Annotated in this window: 12 protein-coding genes and 4 tRNA genes; 14 read left to right on the forward strand and 2 right to left on the reverse strand. The window is 62.1% G+C overall.

Annotated elements, in window-relative coordinates:
• Positions 1 to 36 precede the first annotated feature (36 nt).
• From aruF to mgtE, 14 genes are all read left to right on the forward strand, one after another.
• Positions 37 to 1,056 carry an arginine/ornithine succinyltransferase subunit alpha gene (gene aruF, locus PPL01S_RS05560; RefSeq protein ID WP_016393886.1) on the forward strand — a complete coding sequence of 340 codons (1,020 nt, stop codon included), beginning with the start codon at positions 37 to 39 and terminating at the stop codon, positions 1,054 to 1,056.
• Between the two features lie 55 nt (positions 1,057 to 1,111).
• Positions 1,112 to 2,140 carry an arginine N-succinyltransferase gene (gene astA / locus PPL01S_RS05565; protein WP_016393885.1) on the forward strand — a complete coding sequence of 343 codons (1,029 nt, stop codon included), beginning with the start codon at positions 1,112 to 1,114 and terminating at the stop codon, positions 2,138 to 2,140.
• Positions 2,141 to 3,604, forward strand: a complete 1,464-nt coding sequence (astD, locus tag PPL01S_RS05570) for a succinylglutamate-semialdehyde dehydrogenase (RefSeq protein ID WP_016393884.1) — start codon at positions 2,141 to 2,143, stop codon at positions 3,602 to 3,604.
• 23 nt (positions 3,605 to 3,627) lie between these two features.
• Positions 3,628 to 4,977: an N-succinylarginine dihydrolase gene (gene astB, locus PPL01S_RS05575; protein WP_016393883.1), complete on the forward strand. Its 1,350-nt coding sequence runs from the start codon at positions 3,628 to 3,630 to the stop codon at positions 4,975 to 4,977.
• Between the two features lie 14 nt (positions 4,978 to 4,991).
• Positions 4,992 to 5,282 carry a hypothetical protein gene (locus PPL01S_RS05580; protein WP_016393882.1) on the forward strand — a complete coding sequence of 97 codons (291 nt, stop codon included), beginning with the start codon at positions 4,992 to 4,994 and terminating at the stop codon, positions 5,280 to 5,282.
• 10 nt (positions 5,283 to 5,292) lie between these two features.
• On the forward strand, positions 5,293 to 6,300 hold the full coding sequence (gene astE / locus PPL01S_RS05585) for a succinylglutamate desuccinylase (protein ID WP_016393881.1): 1,008 nt from the start codon (positions 5,293 to 5,295) through the stop codon (positions 6,298 to 6,300).
• Positions 6,301 to 6,677: 377 nt separating this feature from the next.
• Entirely contained in the window at positions 6,678 to 9,302 is a 2,625-nt protein-coding gene (alaS, locus tag PPL01S_RS05590; RefSeq protein ID WP_028625151.1) for an alanine--tRNA ligase, read from the forward strand.
• 83 nt (positions 9,303 to 9,385) lie between these two features.
• Positions 9,386 to 10,621: an aspartate kinase gene (locus tag PPL01S_RS05595; protein ID WP_028625150.1), complete on the forward strand. Its 1,236-nt coding sequence runs from the start codon at positions 9,386 to 9,388 to the stop codon at positions 10,619 to 10,621.
• A 167-nt stretch (positions 10,622 to 10,788) separates the two neighbouring features.
• On the forward strand, positions 10,789 to 10,977 hold the full coding sequence (csrA, locus tag PPL01S_RS05600) for a carbon storage regulator CsrA (RefSeq protein WP_003254503.1): 189 nt from the start codon (positions 10,789 to 10,791) through the stop codon (positions 10,975 to 10,977).
• Positions 10,978 to 11,049: 72 nt separating this feature from the next.
• Positions 11,050 to 11,140 (forward strand) — tRNA-Ser (locus PPL01S_RS05605).
• Positions 11,141 to 11,247: 107 nt separating this feature from the next.
• A tRNA-Arg gene (locus PPL01S_RS05610) sits at positions 11,248 to 11,324 on the forward strand.
• Between the two features lie 72 nt (positions 11,325 to 11,396).
• Positions 11,397 to 11,473: transfer RNA gene (locus tag PPL01S_RS05615), tRNA-Arg, on the forward strand.
• 71 nt (positions 11,474 to 11,544) lie between these two features.
• Positions 11,545 to 11,621, forward strand: a tRNA-Arg gene (locus PPL01S_RS05620).
• 376 nt (positions 11,622 to 11,997) lie between these two features.
• Positions 11,998 to 13,440: a magnesium transporter gene (gene mgtE / locus PPL01S_RS05625; protein ID WP_016393878.1), complete on the forward strand. Its 1,443-nt coding sequence runs from the start codon at positions 11,998 to 12,000 to the stop codon at positions 13,438 to 13,440.
• Between the two features lie 103 nt (positions 13,441 to 13,543).
• Here mgtE and PPL01S_RS05630 read toward each other — a convergent pair whose 3' ends face one another.
• Entirely contained in the window at positions 13,544 to 13,780 is a 237-nt protein-coding gene (locus tag PPL01S_RS05630) for a hypothetical protein (protein WP_016393877.1), read from the reverse strand.
• 177 nt (positions 13,781 to 13,957) lie between these two features.
• Positions 13,958 to 14,284 carry an Arc family DNA-binding protein gene (locus tag PPL01S_RS05635; protein ID WP_003254499.1) on the reverse strand — a complete coding sequence of 109 codons (327 nt, stop codon included), beginning with the start codon at positions 14,282 to 14,284 and terminating at the stop codon, positions 13,958 to 13,960.
• Positions 14,285 to 14,286 lie beyond the last annotated feature (2 nt).

The following is a 14,286-nucleotide window of genomic DNA, read 5'->3' on the forward strand; positions in this document are numbered from 1 at the left end:
GTCGTGAACGGCCCGTTTTTCCAAAGGAGTGACACCATGCTGGTGATGCGCCCCGCGCAAATGGCTGATCTGAACGAAGTGCAGCGCATGGCTGCAGACAGCCCCGTTGGTGTCACCTCGCTGCCGGATGACGCTGCCCGCCTGGGCGACAAGATCGCCGCCTCGGAAACCTCGTTCGCCGCCGAAGTCAGCTTCAATGGCGAGGAGAGCTATTTCTTCGTGCTCGAGGACAGCGCCACCGGCAAGCTCGCCGGTTGCTCCGCCATCGTCGCCTCGGCCGGCTACTCCGAGCCGTTCTACAGCTTCCGTAACGAGACCTTCGTGCACGCTTCGCGCGAGCTGAAGATCCACAACAAGATCCACGTCCTGTCGCTGTGCCACGACCTCACCGGCAACAGCCTGCTGACCAGTTTCTACGTGTTGCCCGAACTGGTCGACAGCGGCTGGGCCGAGCTCAACTCGCGCGGTCGTCTGCTGTTCATGGCGTCGCACCCCGAGCGCTTTGCCGAGTCGGTGGTCACCGAGATCGTCGGCTACAGCGACGACCAGGGCGAGTCGCCATTCTGGGATGCCATCGGGCGCAACTTCTTCGACCTCAACTACGCCCATGCCGAGCGTCTGTGCGGGCTGAAGAGCCGTACCTTCCTCGCCGAGCTGATGCCGCATTACCCGATCTACGTCCCGCTGCTGCCGGACGCTGCGCAGGAGGCCATGGGCCAGGTCCACCCGCGTGCGCAGATCACCTTCGACATCCTCATGCGCGAAGGTTTCGAGACCGAGCATTACATCGACATCTTCGACGGTGGCCCGACGTTGCACGCACGGGTGTCGGGCATTCGCTCGATCGCCCAGAGCCGCGTGGTGCCGGTGAAGCTGGAGGAGGCGCCGGTCAAGGGCGGTCGCCCGTACCTGGCATGCAACGGCCAACTGCAGGACTTCCGCGCAGTGCTGCTGGAGCTGGACTGGGTGCCAGGCAAGCCGGTCGCCCTGAGCCTTGCGGCGGCCGATGCCCTGGGTGTGGGCGAGGGCGCCAGTGTGCGCCTGGTTGCGGTCTGAGTTCTGGGAACAGAGAGTTTTTGCGGCGGCGCTCGCTGCCGCTCAAGGAGATAGCATGATCGTTCGTCCTGTACGCAGCAGCGATTTACCCGCGCTGATCGAATTGGCTCGCAGCACTGGCACCACCGGGCTGACCACTTTGCCGGCCAACGAGGAGCGCCTCGGGTATCGCGTCGGCTGGGCCGAGAAGAGCTTCCGTGGCGAAGCCGAGCGTGGTGATACCGACTACCTGTTCGTACTGGAGAACGACGAAGGCCTGGTGGTCGGCATCAGCGCCATCGCCGGCGCCGTTGGCCTGCGCGAGCCTTGGTACAACTACCGGGTCGGGCTGACGGTGAGTGCCTCCCAGGAACTGGGCATCTACCGCGAGATCCCGACCCTGTTCCTGGCCAATGACCTTACCGGCAACTCCGAACTGTGCTCGCTGTTCCTGCGTGGCGATCACCGCTCCGGGCTCAATGGCCGCTTGCTGTCGCGGGCGCGCATGCTGTTCATCGCCGAGTTCCCGGAGCTGTTCGGCAACAAGATCATCGCCGAGATGCGCGGCATGTCCGACGAGCATGGGCGCTCGCCATTCTGGGAAAGCCTCGGTCGGCACTTCTTCAAGATGGAGTTCAGCCAGGCCGACTACCTCACTGGCGTGGGCAACAAGTCGTTCATTGCCGAACTGATGCCCAAGTTCCCGCTGTACACCTGCTTCCTGTCGGAGGCGGCGCGTAATGTCATCGGCCGCGTGCACACCGACACCGAGCCTGCGCTGGCCATGCTCAAGCAGGAAGGCTTCAGCTACCAGGGCTTTGTCGACATCTTCGACGCGGGCCCCGCCATCGAATGTGAAACCTCGAAGATCCGTGCCGTGCGTGATAGTCAGACCTTGGTGTTGGCCATCGGCACGCCTGGCGATGACGCCACCCCCTACATCATCCACAACCGCAAGCGCGACGACTGCCGTATCACCGCCGCACCCGCGCGACTGGCTGCCGGCACCCTGGTGGTCGACCCCTTGACCGCCAAGCGCCTGCGCATGGGCGCAGGCGACAACGTGCGCGCCGTACCACTGTCGGCAAGCCGGGAGGCCCAGTAAATGAGCACGCACTACATCGCCGGCCACTGGCAGGCCGGCCAGGGCGAGGCCCTGCAGTCGTTCAACCCGGTGTCCCAGGCCGTCATCTGGCAAGGGCAGGGAGCCACCGCCGATCAGGTCGAAGCCGCCGTGCAGGCTGCGCGCCAGGCTTTCCCGGCCTGGGCGCAGTTGAGCCTGGAGGCACGTATCGACGTGCTGGAAAAATTCGCCGAGCAACTGAAGCAGCATGCCCAGGCGCTGGCCCACTGCATTGGCGAGGAAACCGGAAAGCCCTTGTGGGAGTCGGCCACCGAAGTCACCAGCATGGTCAACAAGGTGGCGATCTCGGTGCAAAGCTACCGCGAGCGCACAGGCGAAAAAAGCGGGCCACTGGCCGACGCCACGGCGGTGCTGCGGCACAAGCCCCATGGCGTGGTAGCGGTGTTCGGCCCCTACAACTTCCCCGGCCACCTGCCCAATGGGCATATCGTGCCTGCACTGCTGGCGGGCAACTGCGTGGTGTTCAAGCCCAGCGAGCTGACACCCAAGGTCGCCGAGCTGACTGTCAATTGCTGGATCGCCGCAGGCTTGCCGGCCGGTGTGCTGAACCTGGTGCAGGGCGCGCGCGAGACCGGCGTTGCGCTGGCCGCCAGCCCCGGAATCGATGGGCTGTTCTTCACCGGCTCCAGCCGTACCGGCAACCTGTTGCACCAGCAGTTCGCCGGGCGTCCGGACAAGATCCTTGCCCTGGAAATGGGCGGCAACAATCCGCTGGTGGTCGATGAGGTCAAGGACCTCGACGCGGCGGTGTACACCATCATCCAGTCGGCGTTCATCTCCGCAGGCCAGCGCTGCACGTGCGCCCGTCGGCTCCTGGTGCCGGCAGGTGCGTGGGGCGATTCGCTGATCGAGCGCCTGGTCGAGGTGAGCAAAAGCATTACCGTCGGGGCCTTCGACCAGCAACCGGCGCCTTTCATGGGGGCGGTGATCTCGCTGCAGGCCGCACAGGCCCTGGTGGCGGCCCAGGCCGAACTGCTCGGCAAGGGCGCTGTGGCGTTGTTGCCGCTGACCCAGCCCCAGGCCGATGCGGCGTTGCTGACCCCGGGCATCCTCGATGTCACTGCCGTGGCCGAGCGTCCGGATGAAGAGTTCTTCGGCCCGTTGTTGCAGGTGATCCGCTACGCCGACTTCGATGCCGCCATTGATGAGGCCAACAACACCCAGTACGGCCTGGCCGCCGGCCTGCTGTCCGATTCCCGCGCGCGCTACCAGTACTTCTGGCTGCGCAGCCGCGCCGGCATCGTCAACTGGAACAAGCAGCTGACCGGCGCCGCGAGCAGCGCGCCGTTCGGGGGTGTGGGCGCCAGCGGCAACCACCGCGCCAGTGCCTATTACGCGGCCGACTACTGTGCTTACCCCGTGGCTTCGCTGGAGACCGCCAGCCTTGCCTTGCCGGCGTCGCTGACGCCGGGCGTCACCCTATAACAACAGGTCACGGAGCCTAGCCGATGAAATCCTATGAAGTGAATTTTGATGGCCTGGTGGGGCCTACCCACAACTACGGCGGCCTGTCCTACGGTAACGTGGCTTCGCAGAGCAACAGCCAGCAGGCGTCCAACCCGCGTGAAGCGGCGCGCCAGGGCTTGGCGAAGATGAAGGCGCTGGTCGACATGGGCTTCAAGCAGGGCGTGCTGGCGCCACAGGAGCGCCCTGACGTAGCGGCGCTGCGCCGCCTGGGCTTTGCCGGTAGCGACGCCGAAGTGATCCAGCGTGCGGCCAAGGAGGCCATGCCACTGCTGGTTGCCAGCTGCTCGGCGTCGAGCATGTGGGTGGCCAATGCCGCCACCGTCAGCCCCAGCGCCGACACCGCCGATGGCCGCGTGCATTTCACCGCCGCCAACCTCAACTGCAAGTACCACCGCAGCATCGAGCACCCGACCACCAGCCGCGTGCTGGCGGCCATGTTCAATGACGACAAGCACTTTGCCCATCACCCGGCACTGCCTGCGGTGGCGCAGTTCGGCGACGAGGGCGCGGCCAACCACACGCGCTTCTGCCGCCGCTACGGTGAGGCGGGCGTCGAGTTCTTTGTCTACGGGCGCAGCGCCTTCGACAGCCGCTATCCGGCGCCGCAGAAATACCCGGCGCGCCAGACCCTGGAAGCGTCCCAGGCCGTGGCACGGCTGCACGGCCTTGGCGATGACGGTGTGGTCTACGCTCAACAGAACCCGTCGGTGATCGACCAGGGCGTGTTCCACAACGATGTGATTGCGGTGGGCAACGGCGAAGTCCTCTTCTATCACGAGGATGCCTTCCTCGAGACCGACGCGGTGCTTGGCCAACTACAGGCTAAACTGGCCAGCAAGGGCGGCCGTTTCCAGCCCATCCGCGTGCCGCGCGCGGCCGTGACGGTAGAGGATGCAGTGCGTTCCTACCTGTTCAACAGCCAGTTGCTCACGCGCGACGACGGCTCCATGCTGCTGGTGGTGCCGGAAGAGTGCCGCAACAACGAGCGGGTCTGGACCTACCTGAGCCAGTTGACCACCCAGGGCGGCGCGGTGCAGGAGGTCAAGGTATTCGACCTCAAGCAGAGCATGCAGAACGGCGGTGGCCCGGCTTGCCTGCGTTTGCGCGTGGCGTTGAAGGAAACGGAACTGGCGGCGGTCAATCCAGGCGTTATCATGACCGCCCCGCTGTACGACACGCTGCTGCAGTGGGTCGACAAGCACTACCGCGATCGCCTTGGCGAAGCGGATCTCGCCGACCCGCAGTTGCTGGTGGAATGCCGTACCGCGCTGGATGAATTGACCCAGATCCTGAAGTTGGGTTCGGTGTATCCGTTCCAACGCCAACCTTGAAGAGAGAACCTGTAATGACCGACGCCATGCGCCTGATCCTCGAAGACTCCGACGGCACCCAGCTGGAAACCTCCTGCACGCGCTTTGCCGTGGTCTGGCAAGGCAAGGAAGTGTGGATTCAGCAGGATGGCCGCGGCCAGTTGCTGATCGGCGTGGATGTCGAGGAAGACGACACCGAGTACGCCAACCTGTTGCTGCGCCCGATGGCCACCAACCTGGTCAGCCTGCAGCTGGAGATGGAGCCGGCGCAAGTCGGTGAAGGCGACGATCACGTCCATGGCCCTGATTGCGGCCACCACCACTAAGGAAGTGCCTATGCTCGCCCTTGGCAAACTGCTTGAGCTGACCCTGACCGATCACGAACCGGCCGAGAAGACCCAAGTGACACCCAAGGGCGCGCGTCTGCGCTGGCTGGGGGAGGGCGCGCTTGAAGTGCGTCCGCCCGAGAACGAGGATTGCGGGTTGGACCTGTTGCTCTCGGCCGGCATTCATGGCAACGAAACGGCGCCGATCGAATTGCTCGAACGGCTGCTGCACGGTGTGGCCAACGGCAAGATCAAGCCGAAGGCACGGGTGTTGTTCCTGTTCGGCAACCCGGCGGCGATTCGCAAGGGCGAGCGCTTCATCGAGCAGGATATCAACCGTCTGTTCAACGGCCGCCACGAACTGTCCAGCGGTTTCGAAGCGCTGCGGGCCGCCGAGCTCGAACAGTTTGCGCGGGTGTTCTTCAGCAAGCCCGATCGCACCCGCCTGCATTACGACCTGCATACGGCCATCCGTGGTTCGAAGATCGAGCAGTTCGCCCTTTACCCCTATAAGGAGGGGCGCAAGCATTCCCGTCGCGAACTGGCCCGTCTGGCCGCGGCCGGCATGGAGGCGGTGCTGCTGCAGAGCAAGTCGTCGATCACCTTCAGTGCCTTCACCTATGAACAGCTAGAGGCCGAAGCATTTACCCTTGAGCTGGGCAAGGCGCGGCCGTTCGGGCAGAACGAGCAGGTCAACCTCGACAAGCTCGAAGAGCGGCTGATCCGTATCATCGAAAACACCGAACCCGAGAACGATGGTTCGCTGGACGGGCTCAAGCTGTTCAGCGTCGCCCGCGAGATCATCAAGCACAGCGACAGCTTCCACCTGCACCTGCCGGCGGATATCGAGAACTTCTCGGAGCTGAGCAAGGGGTATCTGCTGGCCGAGGACCTGGCGGAAATGCGCTGGGTGGTCGAGGAGGAGGGGGCGCGGATCATCTTCCCCAATCCCAAGGTCAAGAATGGTTTGCGCGCCGGGATTCTCATCGTGCCTGATTCGGGGCAGCGGCTGGGTTGACTTTCAAGGTCCTGTCGCCGGCAAGCCGGCTCCCACAGGTACAGCAGCGCCCACGCCCTTTGTGGGAGCCGGCTGCCCGGCAATAAGGGCCAGAACGGCCACCATTGGATCCCAACTCATCCATTAAAAGTATTTAATTCACCGCCTGTTCCATTTTCCCTTCCCTTGGGCGGTAATTGGCTTGCCAGCGGCAAAAGCCAGCATTTAGCATCCGGTCATGTATTTTTCGTTTGCCTGAGCTGAAAAGCCGTCCAATCGACGCTTTCCATCACATAAACACACTGCATCGAACTTGCAGGACCGATATAATGCGGCCCTTTGCCGTCGTTTCGTCGACGCGTTTGCCCCCAAGGGCTGCCGTTTCCGTGGAAGAACCTATGAAAAGCGCAGAAATCCGTGAAGCCTTCCTTCGCTTCTTCGAAGAGCAGGGCCATACCCGAGTCGCCTCCAGTTCGCTGATCCCGAACAACGACCCGACCCTGCTGTTCACCAACGCAGGCATGAACCAGTTCAAGGACTGCTTCCTCGGTGCAGAGAAGCGGGCCTACACCCGCGCGGTCAGCAGCCAGAAATGCGTGCGCGCCGGCGGCAAGCACAACGACCTGGAAAACGTCGGCTACACCGCGCGTCACCACACCTTCTTCGAAATGCTGGGCAACTTCAGCTTCGGTGACTATTTCAAGCGCGACGCGATCACCTTCGCCTGGACCTTCCTGACCTCCGACAAGTGGCTGAACCTGCCCAAGGAAAAGCTCTGGGTCACCGTCTACGCCAGCGACGACGAAGCCTACGACATCTGGACCAAGGAAGTCGGCGTGCCGGCAGAGCGCATGGTGCGCATCGGTGACAACAAGGGCGCCCCGTACGCCTCCGACAACTTCTGGACCATGGGTGACACCGGCCCTTGCGGCCCGTGCACCGAGATCTTCTACGACCACGGCGCCGACATCTGGGGCGGCCCACCCGGCTCGCCGGAAGAAGACGGCGACCGCTACATCGAGATCTGGAACAACGTCTTCATGCAGTTCAACCGCACCGCCGACGGCGTGCTGCACCCGCTGCCAGCGCCGTCGGTGGACACCGGCATGGGCCTGGAGCGCATCAGTGCGGTCATGCAGCACGTGCACTCGAACTACGAGATCGACCTGTTCCAGAACCTGCTGTCTGCCGCGGCCAAGGCCATCGGCTGCAGCAACGACGGCCAGGCCTCGCTGAAGGTGGTCGCCGACCATATCCGTTCCTGCGGCTTCCTCATCGCTGATGGCGTGCTGCCATCGAACGAAGGCCGTGGCTACGTGCTGCGTCGCATCATCCGTCGCGCCTGCCGTCACGGTAACAAGCTGGGTGCCAAGGGCAGCTTCTTCTACCAGATCGTCGCGGCTCTGGCGGCCGAAATGGGCGAGGCCTTCCCTGAGCTGAAAGGCCAGCAGGCGCACATCGAGCGCGTCCTCAAGGCCGAAGAAGAACAGTTCGCCAAGACCCTGGAGCAGGGCCTGCGCATCCTCGAGCAGGACCTGGCGCAACTCGAAGGCAAGGTGGTTCCGGGCGATGTGGTGTTCAAGCTGTACGACACCTATGGTTTCCCCATGGACCTGACCGCCGACATCGCCCGTGAGCGCGAGCTGAGCATCGACGAAGCCGGCTTCGAGCGCGAGATGGACGCCCAGCGTGAGCGTGCCCGCTCCGCCAGCGCCTTCGGCATGGACTACAACAGCGTGGTCAAGGTCGACACCGCCACCGACTTCCTCGGCTACAACGCCACCGAAGGGCAGGGCAAGGTCATCGCCCTGTACAAGGATGGCCAGTCGGTCGACCAGCTGGGTGAAGGTGAGCAGGGCGTGGTAGTCCTCGACCGTACCCCGTTCTACGCCGAATCCGGTGGCCAGGTCGGTGACGTCGGCTACCTGCAGTCCGGTGCCGTGCGTTTCGACGTGCGCGACACCACCAAGACCGGTGGCGCGTTCCTGCACCATGGCGTGGTCGCCAGTGGCGCGCTGGTCATCGGCTCGCCGGTCGAAGCCAAGGTCGATGCCGAGGTGCAACACGCCACTTCGCTGAACCACTCCGCCACCCACCTGCTGCACGAAGCGCTGCGCCAGGTACTGGGCGAGCACGTGCAGCAGAAGGGCTCGCTGGTCGACAGCCAGCGCCTGCGTTTCGACTTCAGCCACTTCGAGGCGGTGACGCCTGCGCAGATCAAGGCCCTGGAAGACATCGTCAACCGCGAAGTGCGCAAGAACACGCCGGTCGAGACTGAACTGACCGATATCGAAACCGCCAAGCGCAAGGGCGCCATGGCCCTGTTCGGCGAGAAGTACGGTGATACCGTGCGCGTGCTGAGCATGGGTGGCGATTTCTCCGTCGAGCTGTGCGGCGGTATCCACGCCAAGCGCACCGGTGATATCAGCCTGTTCAAGATCATCAGCGAAGGCGGCGTGGCCTCTGGCGTGCGTCGTATCGAAGCGGTCACCGGCGCCGCTGCGCTGGCCTACCTGAACGCTGCCGAAGAGCAGGTCAAGGAAGCTGCGCAGTTGATCAAGGGTAACCGTGACAACCTGATCGACAAGCTGTCGGCGGTGCTCGAGCGCAATCGTCAGCTGGAGAAGCAGCTGGAACAGCTGCAGGCCAAGGCCGCCAGCGCCGCCGGGGATGATCTCTCCAACGCGGCTGTTGAGGTCAAGGGGGCCAAGGTGCTCGCCGCCCGCCTGGATGGGCAGGATGGCAAGGCCCTGCTGGCCCTCGTCGATCAGCTGAAGAACAAGCTCGGCCACGCGGTGATCCTGCTGGGCAGCGAGCATGAGGGCAAGGTCGTGCTGGTGGCCGGCGTGACCAAGGACCTCTCCAGCCAACTCAAGGCTGGCGACCTGATGAAACAAGCCGCAGCAAAAGTGGGTGGCAAGGGCGGTGGCCGTCCGGACATGGCCCAGGGTGGTGGCGTCGACGTCGCTGCGCTGGACCAGGCCCTGGCGCTGGCCGTGCCGTTCGCAGAGCAGGGACTTTGAGATGAGGGGGCGGCGGTCTAGTCGTCGCCCCTTCATGTTGGATGGTTTTTTTGGGGCCCTGTATGGGCTGAGGCACCATTGAAATGGCGTTGATCGTACAGAAATTTGGCGGTACCTCTGTCGGTTCCATCGAGCGGATCGAGCAGGTTGCCGACAAGGTCAAAAAACACCGTGAAGCGGGCGACGACCTGGTGGTTGTGCTGTCGGCCATGAGCGGCGAAACCAATCGCCTGATCGACCTGGCCAAGCAGATCACCGATCAGCCGGTTCCGCGCGAGCTGGACGTGATCGTCTCCACCGGCGAGCAGGTCACCATTGCCCTGCTGGCCATGGCCTTGATCAAGCGTGGCGTGCCGGCGGTTTCCTATACCGGCAACCAGGTGCGCATTCTCACCGACAGCGCGCACAACAAGGCGCGCATCCTGCAGATCGACGACCAGAAGATCCGCGCTGACCTGAAAGCCGGGCGCGTGGTGGTGGTGGCAGGTTTCCAGGGTGTCGACGAGCACGGCAGCATCACCACCCTCGGCCGTGGTGGTTCTGACACCACCGGCGTGGCGCTGGCCGCCGCGCTCAAGGCTGACGAGTGCCAGATCTACACCGACGTCGACGGCGTCTACACCACTGACCCGCGTGTCGTGCCGCAGGCGCGCCGCCTGGAGAAGATCACCTTCGAAGAGATGCTGGAAATGGCCAGCCTCGGTTCCAAGGTGCTGCAGATCCGTTCGGTGGAATTCGCCGGCAAATACAACGTTCCGCTGCGCGTGTTGCACAGCTTCAAGGAGGGTCCGGGTACCCTCATTACCATTGATGAAGAGGAATCCATGGAACAGCCGATCATTTCCGGTATCGCCTTCAACCGTGATGAAGCCAAGCTGACCATTCGTGGCGTGCCGGACACCCCGGGCGTCGCTTTCAAGATCCTCGGCCCGATCAGCGCTTCGAACATCGAAGTGGACATGATCGTGCAGAACGTTTCGCACGATAACACCACCGACTTCACTTTCACCGTGCACCGCAACGAGTACGAGAAGGCCCACGCCGTGCTGGAAAACACCGCGCGTGAAATCGGTGCCCGTGAAGTGATCGGCGACATCAAGATCGCCAAGGTGTCGATCGTCGGCGTTGGCATGCGCTCCCACGCGGGTGTCGCCAGCCGCATGTTCGAAGCCTTGGCCAAGGAGAGCATCAACATCCAGATGATCTCCACCTCCGAGATCAAGGTATCGGTGGTGATCGAAGAGAAGTACCTGGAGCTGGCCGTTCGCGCGCTGCACACCGCGTTCGAACTCGACGCTCCGGCCCGACAGGGCGAGTAAGGCCTTGCCAGGAGGGCGCGGCTTAGCCGCGCCCTTCGCGTTTCTGGTCGCCGCGCAGGCCCTGTCCTGCCGGTGCGGCGACCATTTGGGTCCTGTGCTGTCGTCCGCAGCCAGGCCCTGCCATTCCCAGACTGTTATCCCTGAATGTTTTGCGTAAGGAGAAAGGTATGTTGATTCTGACTCGTCGGTGCGCCGAGAGCCTGATCATAGGAGACGGCGAGATCACCGTGACGGTGCTCGGCGTCAAAGGCAACCAGGTGCGTATCGGTGTCAGTGCGCCCAAGGAAGTGGCCGTTCACCGCGAGGAAATCTACCTGCGGATCAAGAAAGAGAAGGATGAGGAGCCAAGCCTTTAATTTTTTTGAAGTTTTTTTCAAAAAAAGGGTTGCAAACGAGGAAGAGCCTGTTTAATATTCGCCTCGTGTTGCGGTGAGGTGGCCGAGTGGCCGAAGGCGCTCCCCTGCTAAGGGAGTATACCTCATAAGGGTATCGGGGGTTCGAATCCCCCCTTCACCGCCATTATTCGCTTAGGGCGCTGTAATCGGTAAGAACGCTAAGTCGTTGAAATTAAACGGAAAAAGTTCTTGCAAAAATGATTTAGCGACCTATAATGCGCGGCAAGACACGGACTCATAGCTCAGCTGGATAGAGTACTCGGCTACGAACCGAGCGGTCGCAGGTTCGAATCCTGCTGAGTCCGCCACTTTTGAAGTGGCTTTGAATGAAAGGCTGCTTCAAATCAACCAGTGGTAATCTGGTCTAAAACTACCACCACGGACTCATAGCTCAGCTGGATAGAGTACTCGGCTACGAACCGAGCGGTCGCAGGTTCGAATCCTGCTGAGTCCGCCACTTTTGAAGTGGCTCTGCTTGCAAAGACGCTTCAACAACCAGTGGTAATCTGGTCTAAAACTACCAACCACGGACTCATAGCTCAGCTGGATAGAGTACTCGGCTACGAACCGAGCGGTCGCAGGTTCGAATCCTGCTGAGTCCGCCATACATCAAGAAGCCCGCTCATATGAGCGGGCTTTTTGTTTTCCGATTCACTGAATTGTCAGTGATGCCCGACTAGACTCCAAACAAACCGGCCCGGCATTCTCTTGCACGGCGGATGTGTTGTTTGCCTTGCGCCCACCGTCGCACTGATGGCTTCGAGCGTTGTCCCAGCTTTATCACGCAAACGATTGTTCTGGCCAAAATTTTAAGCGATCTGACCGCTCAGGCAGTGTATGATTGCGCCCGTCAGCCCCGCCGGGGCTTGTGGAAAACCACCATGGACTTACCCAGTAGTTACTCCTTAACAAGTTTCTTACAGCTAGATCTGACCGATTGATTCCCCCGGCGTGCTCCGCTGCTGGGAGTGGAGTTCGCCTATGACTGAAGTAGAAGTAAAGAAAGCGCAAGAAAGCCTGCAGGATCGCCTGGCCCAGGTGGTCGAGTTGCTGCAGCGTCAGCGCGTGGTAGAGGACCTGACTCACCGTCAGGAAGGTCATCACCATGACCTCGTGGAAAACCTCGTCCACCGGCAGAATCTGGTCGAGCTGCAGCGCAAGCTCGACGACCTTCACCCTGCCGACATCGCCTACATCCTCGAAGCCTTGCCCCTGGAAGACCGCCTGACGGTCTGGCAGCTGGTGCGCTCGGACCGTGACGGCGACATTCTCCTCGAAGTATCGGACTCCGTCCGTCAATCGCTGATCGCCGACATGGACGATCACGAAATCCTCGCTGCCGCGAAGGAAATGGACGCCGACGAACTGGCCGACTTGGCACCTGAGCTGCCGCGTGACGTCGTTCACGAGCTGATGGAAAGCCTCGATGCCCAGCAGCGCGAACGTGTGCGTTCGGCGCTGAGTTACGACGAGGAGCAGGTCGGTGCGCTGATGGACTTCGAGATGGTCACCATCCGCGAAGACGTCAGCCTGGAAGTGGTGTTGCGCTACCTGCGTCGCCTCAAAGAGCTGCCCAACCACACCGACAAGCTGTTCGTGGTCGACTATGACGGCCTGCTCAAGGGCGTGTTGCCGATCAAGCGTCTGCTGGTCAACGACCCGGAAAAGAAGGTAGCGGAGGTCATGGCGACCGACCCTGTGTCCTTCCACCCCGAGGAAGATGCCTACGACGCTGCGCAGGCCTTCGAACGTTATGACTTGGTTTCGGCACCAGTGGTGGACAAGAGCGACCGTCTGATCGGCCGCTTGACCATTGACGAGATGGTCGACCTGATCCGTGAGGAAAGCGAGAGCGAAGTCCTCAACATGGCCGGTCTGCGTGAAGAGGAAGATATCTTCGCTTCGGTCTGGCGTTCGTTGCGCAACCGTTGGGCCTGGCTCGCCATCAACCTGATCACGGCCTTTGTCGCCTCGCGCGTGATCGGCCTGTTCGAAGGCTCGATCGAGAAATTGGTGGCACTGGCGGCGCTGATGCCGATCGTTGCGGGTATTGGCGGCAACTCCGGCAACCAGACCATCACCATGATCGTCCGCGCCATGGCGCTGGACCAGGTCTCGCCGGGCAATACCAGTCGCTTGATGCGCAAGGAGCTGGCGGTATCGCTGCTCAATGGCCTGATCTGGGGCGGGGTGATCGGTGCGGTGGCGTTCTGGTTGTATGGCAGCTGGTCGCTGGGGCTGGTGATGACCGCGGCGATGACCTTGAACCTGCTGTTGGCGGCTCTCATGGGCGTGTTGATTCCCATGACCCTGACGCGGCTGGGGCGTGACCCGGCAATGGGCTCCAGCGTGATGATCACAGCGGTAACCGACAGCGGCGGCTTCTTCATCTTCCTGGGCCTGGCCACGGTCTTCCTGCTGTAGCACTTGTTCAATCTGGGGCTGCTGCCGCAGCCTGTCGCCGGCGATGAGGGCGCACAGGCAAAACAAAAAAGCCAGCTTACGCTGGCTTTGCTTTGTCTGCTCGTCAGTCGGTGAAGCCAAAGCCGGTGATGATGCAGTCTTTGTCGGTGTGGACATAGAGTTGGTAAGTCATTACCGGCGCATCGTCAGGGCCAACGACATTGTCTGGATCAAAGCCACTGACTGCGGCGACAGTACTCTTCATCGCCATGCTGTATCGGCTGCCAACGAGATGCTGCAAGGCATCGAGAATGGCTTTTTCCTTGGCGAGAGTGGCGGCGCTTTTCTGTAGGTTCTGCATGCTGTTTCTCCTGAGCAATGAAGCGAAGTGGTGTGCTCATTCTGTTGCCAGGAGTCAGAGCAATGTGGTGCAGGGTTATGGATGCAAAAAAAACCCGATGCAAGGCATCGGGTTTTTTGACGCTTCAAGCTCTGCCTGAAGCGCAGAGCCTTTGGCTGTGCGGGCTGGAAGAAAGCCTCAGGAGGCGTCTGCAGCCATTTCCACATCATGAGCGATGAGGGCCACCAGTGCGTTCTGCTGGCGGTGGGACAGCTGGCGGAAGCGCTGCAGCAACTCGCGCTCGTGCAGCGACAGCTCAGGGCTGTCCAGGCGCATGCTCAGCTCGTCGCCCAGCGCGCCTTCCTGGATAAGGCTTTGTTCCAGGCGAGCGATGATCTCGGAGTTCATGCTGCGGTGATGGTTGCGCGCTACCTCGGCAATGCGCTCACGCATCCCGTCTGGCAGGCGGACGACGAACTTGTCAGCGGTACGGCTCGAATAAATAGCCTGTTTCATTGGGCGCATAT

Origin of the sequence: Pseudomonas plecoglossicida NBRC 103162 = DSM 15088 (genome assembly GCF_000730665.1) — a bacterium.
Classification (GTDB): Bacteria; Pseudomonadota; Gammaproteobacteria; order Pseudomonadales; family Pseudomonadaceae; genus Aquipseudomonas; species Aquipseudomonas plecoglossicida.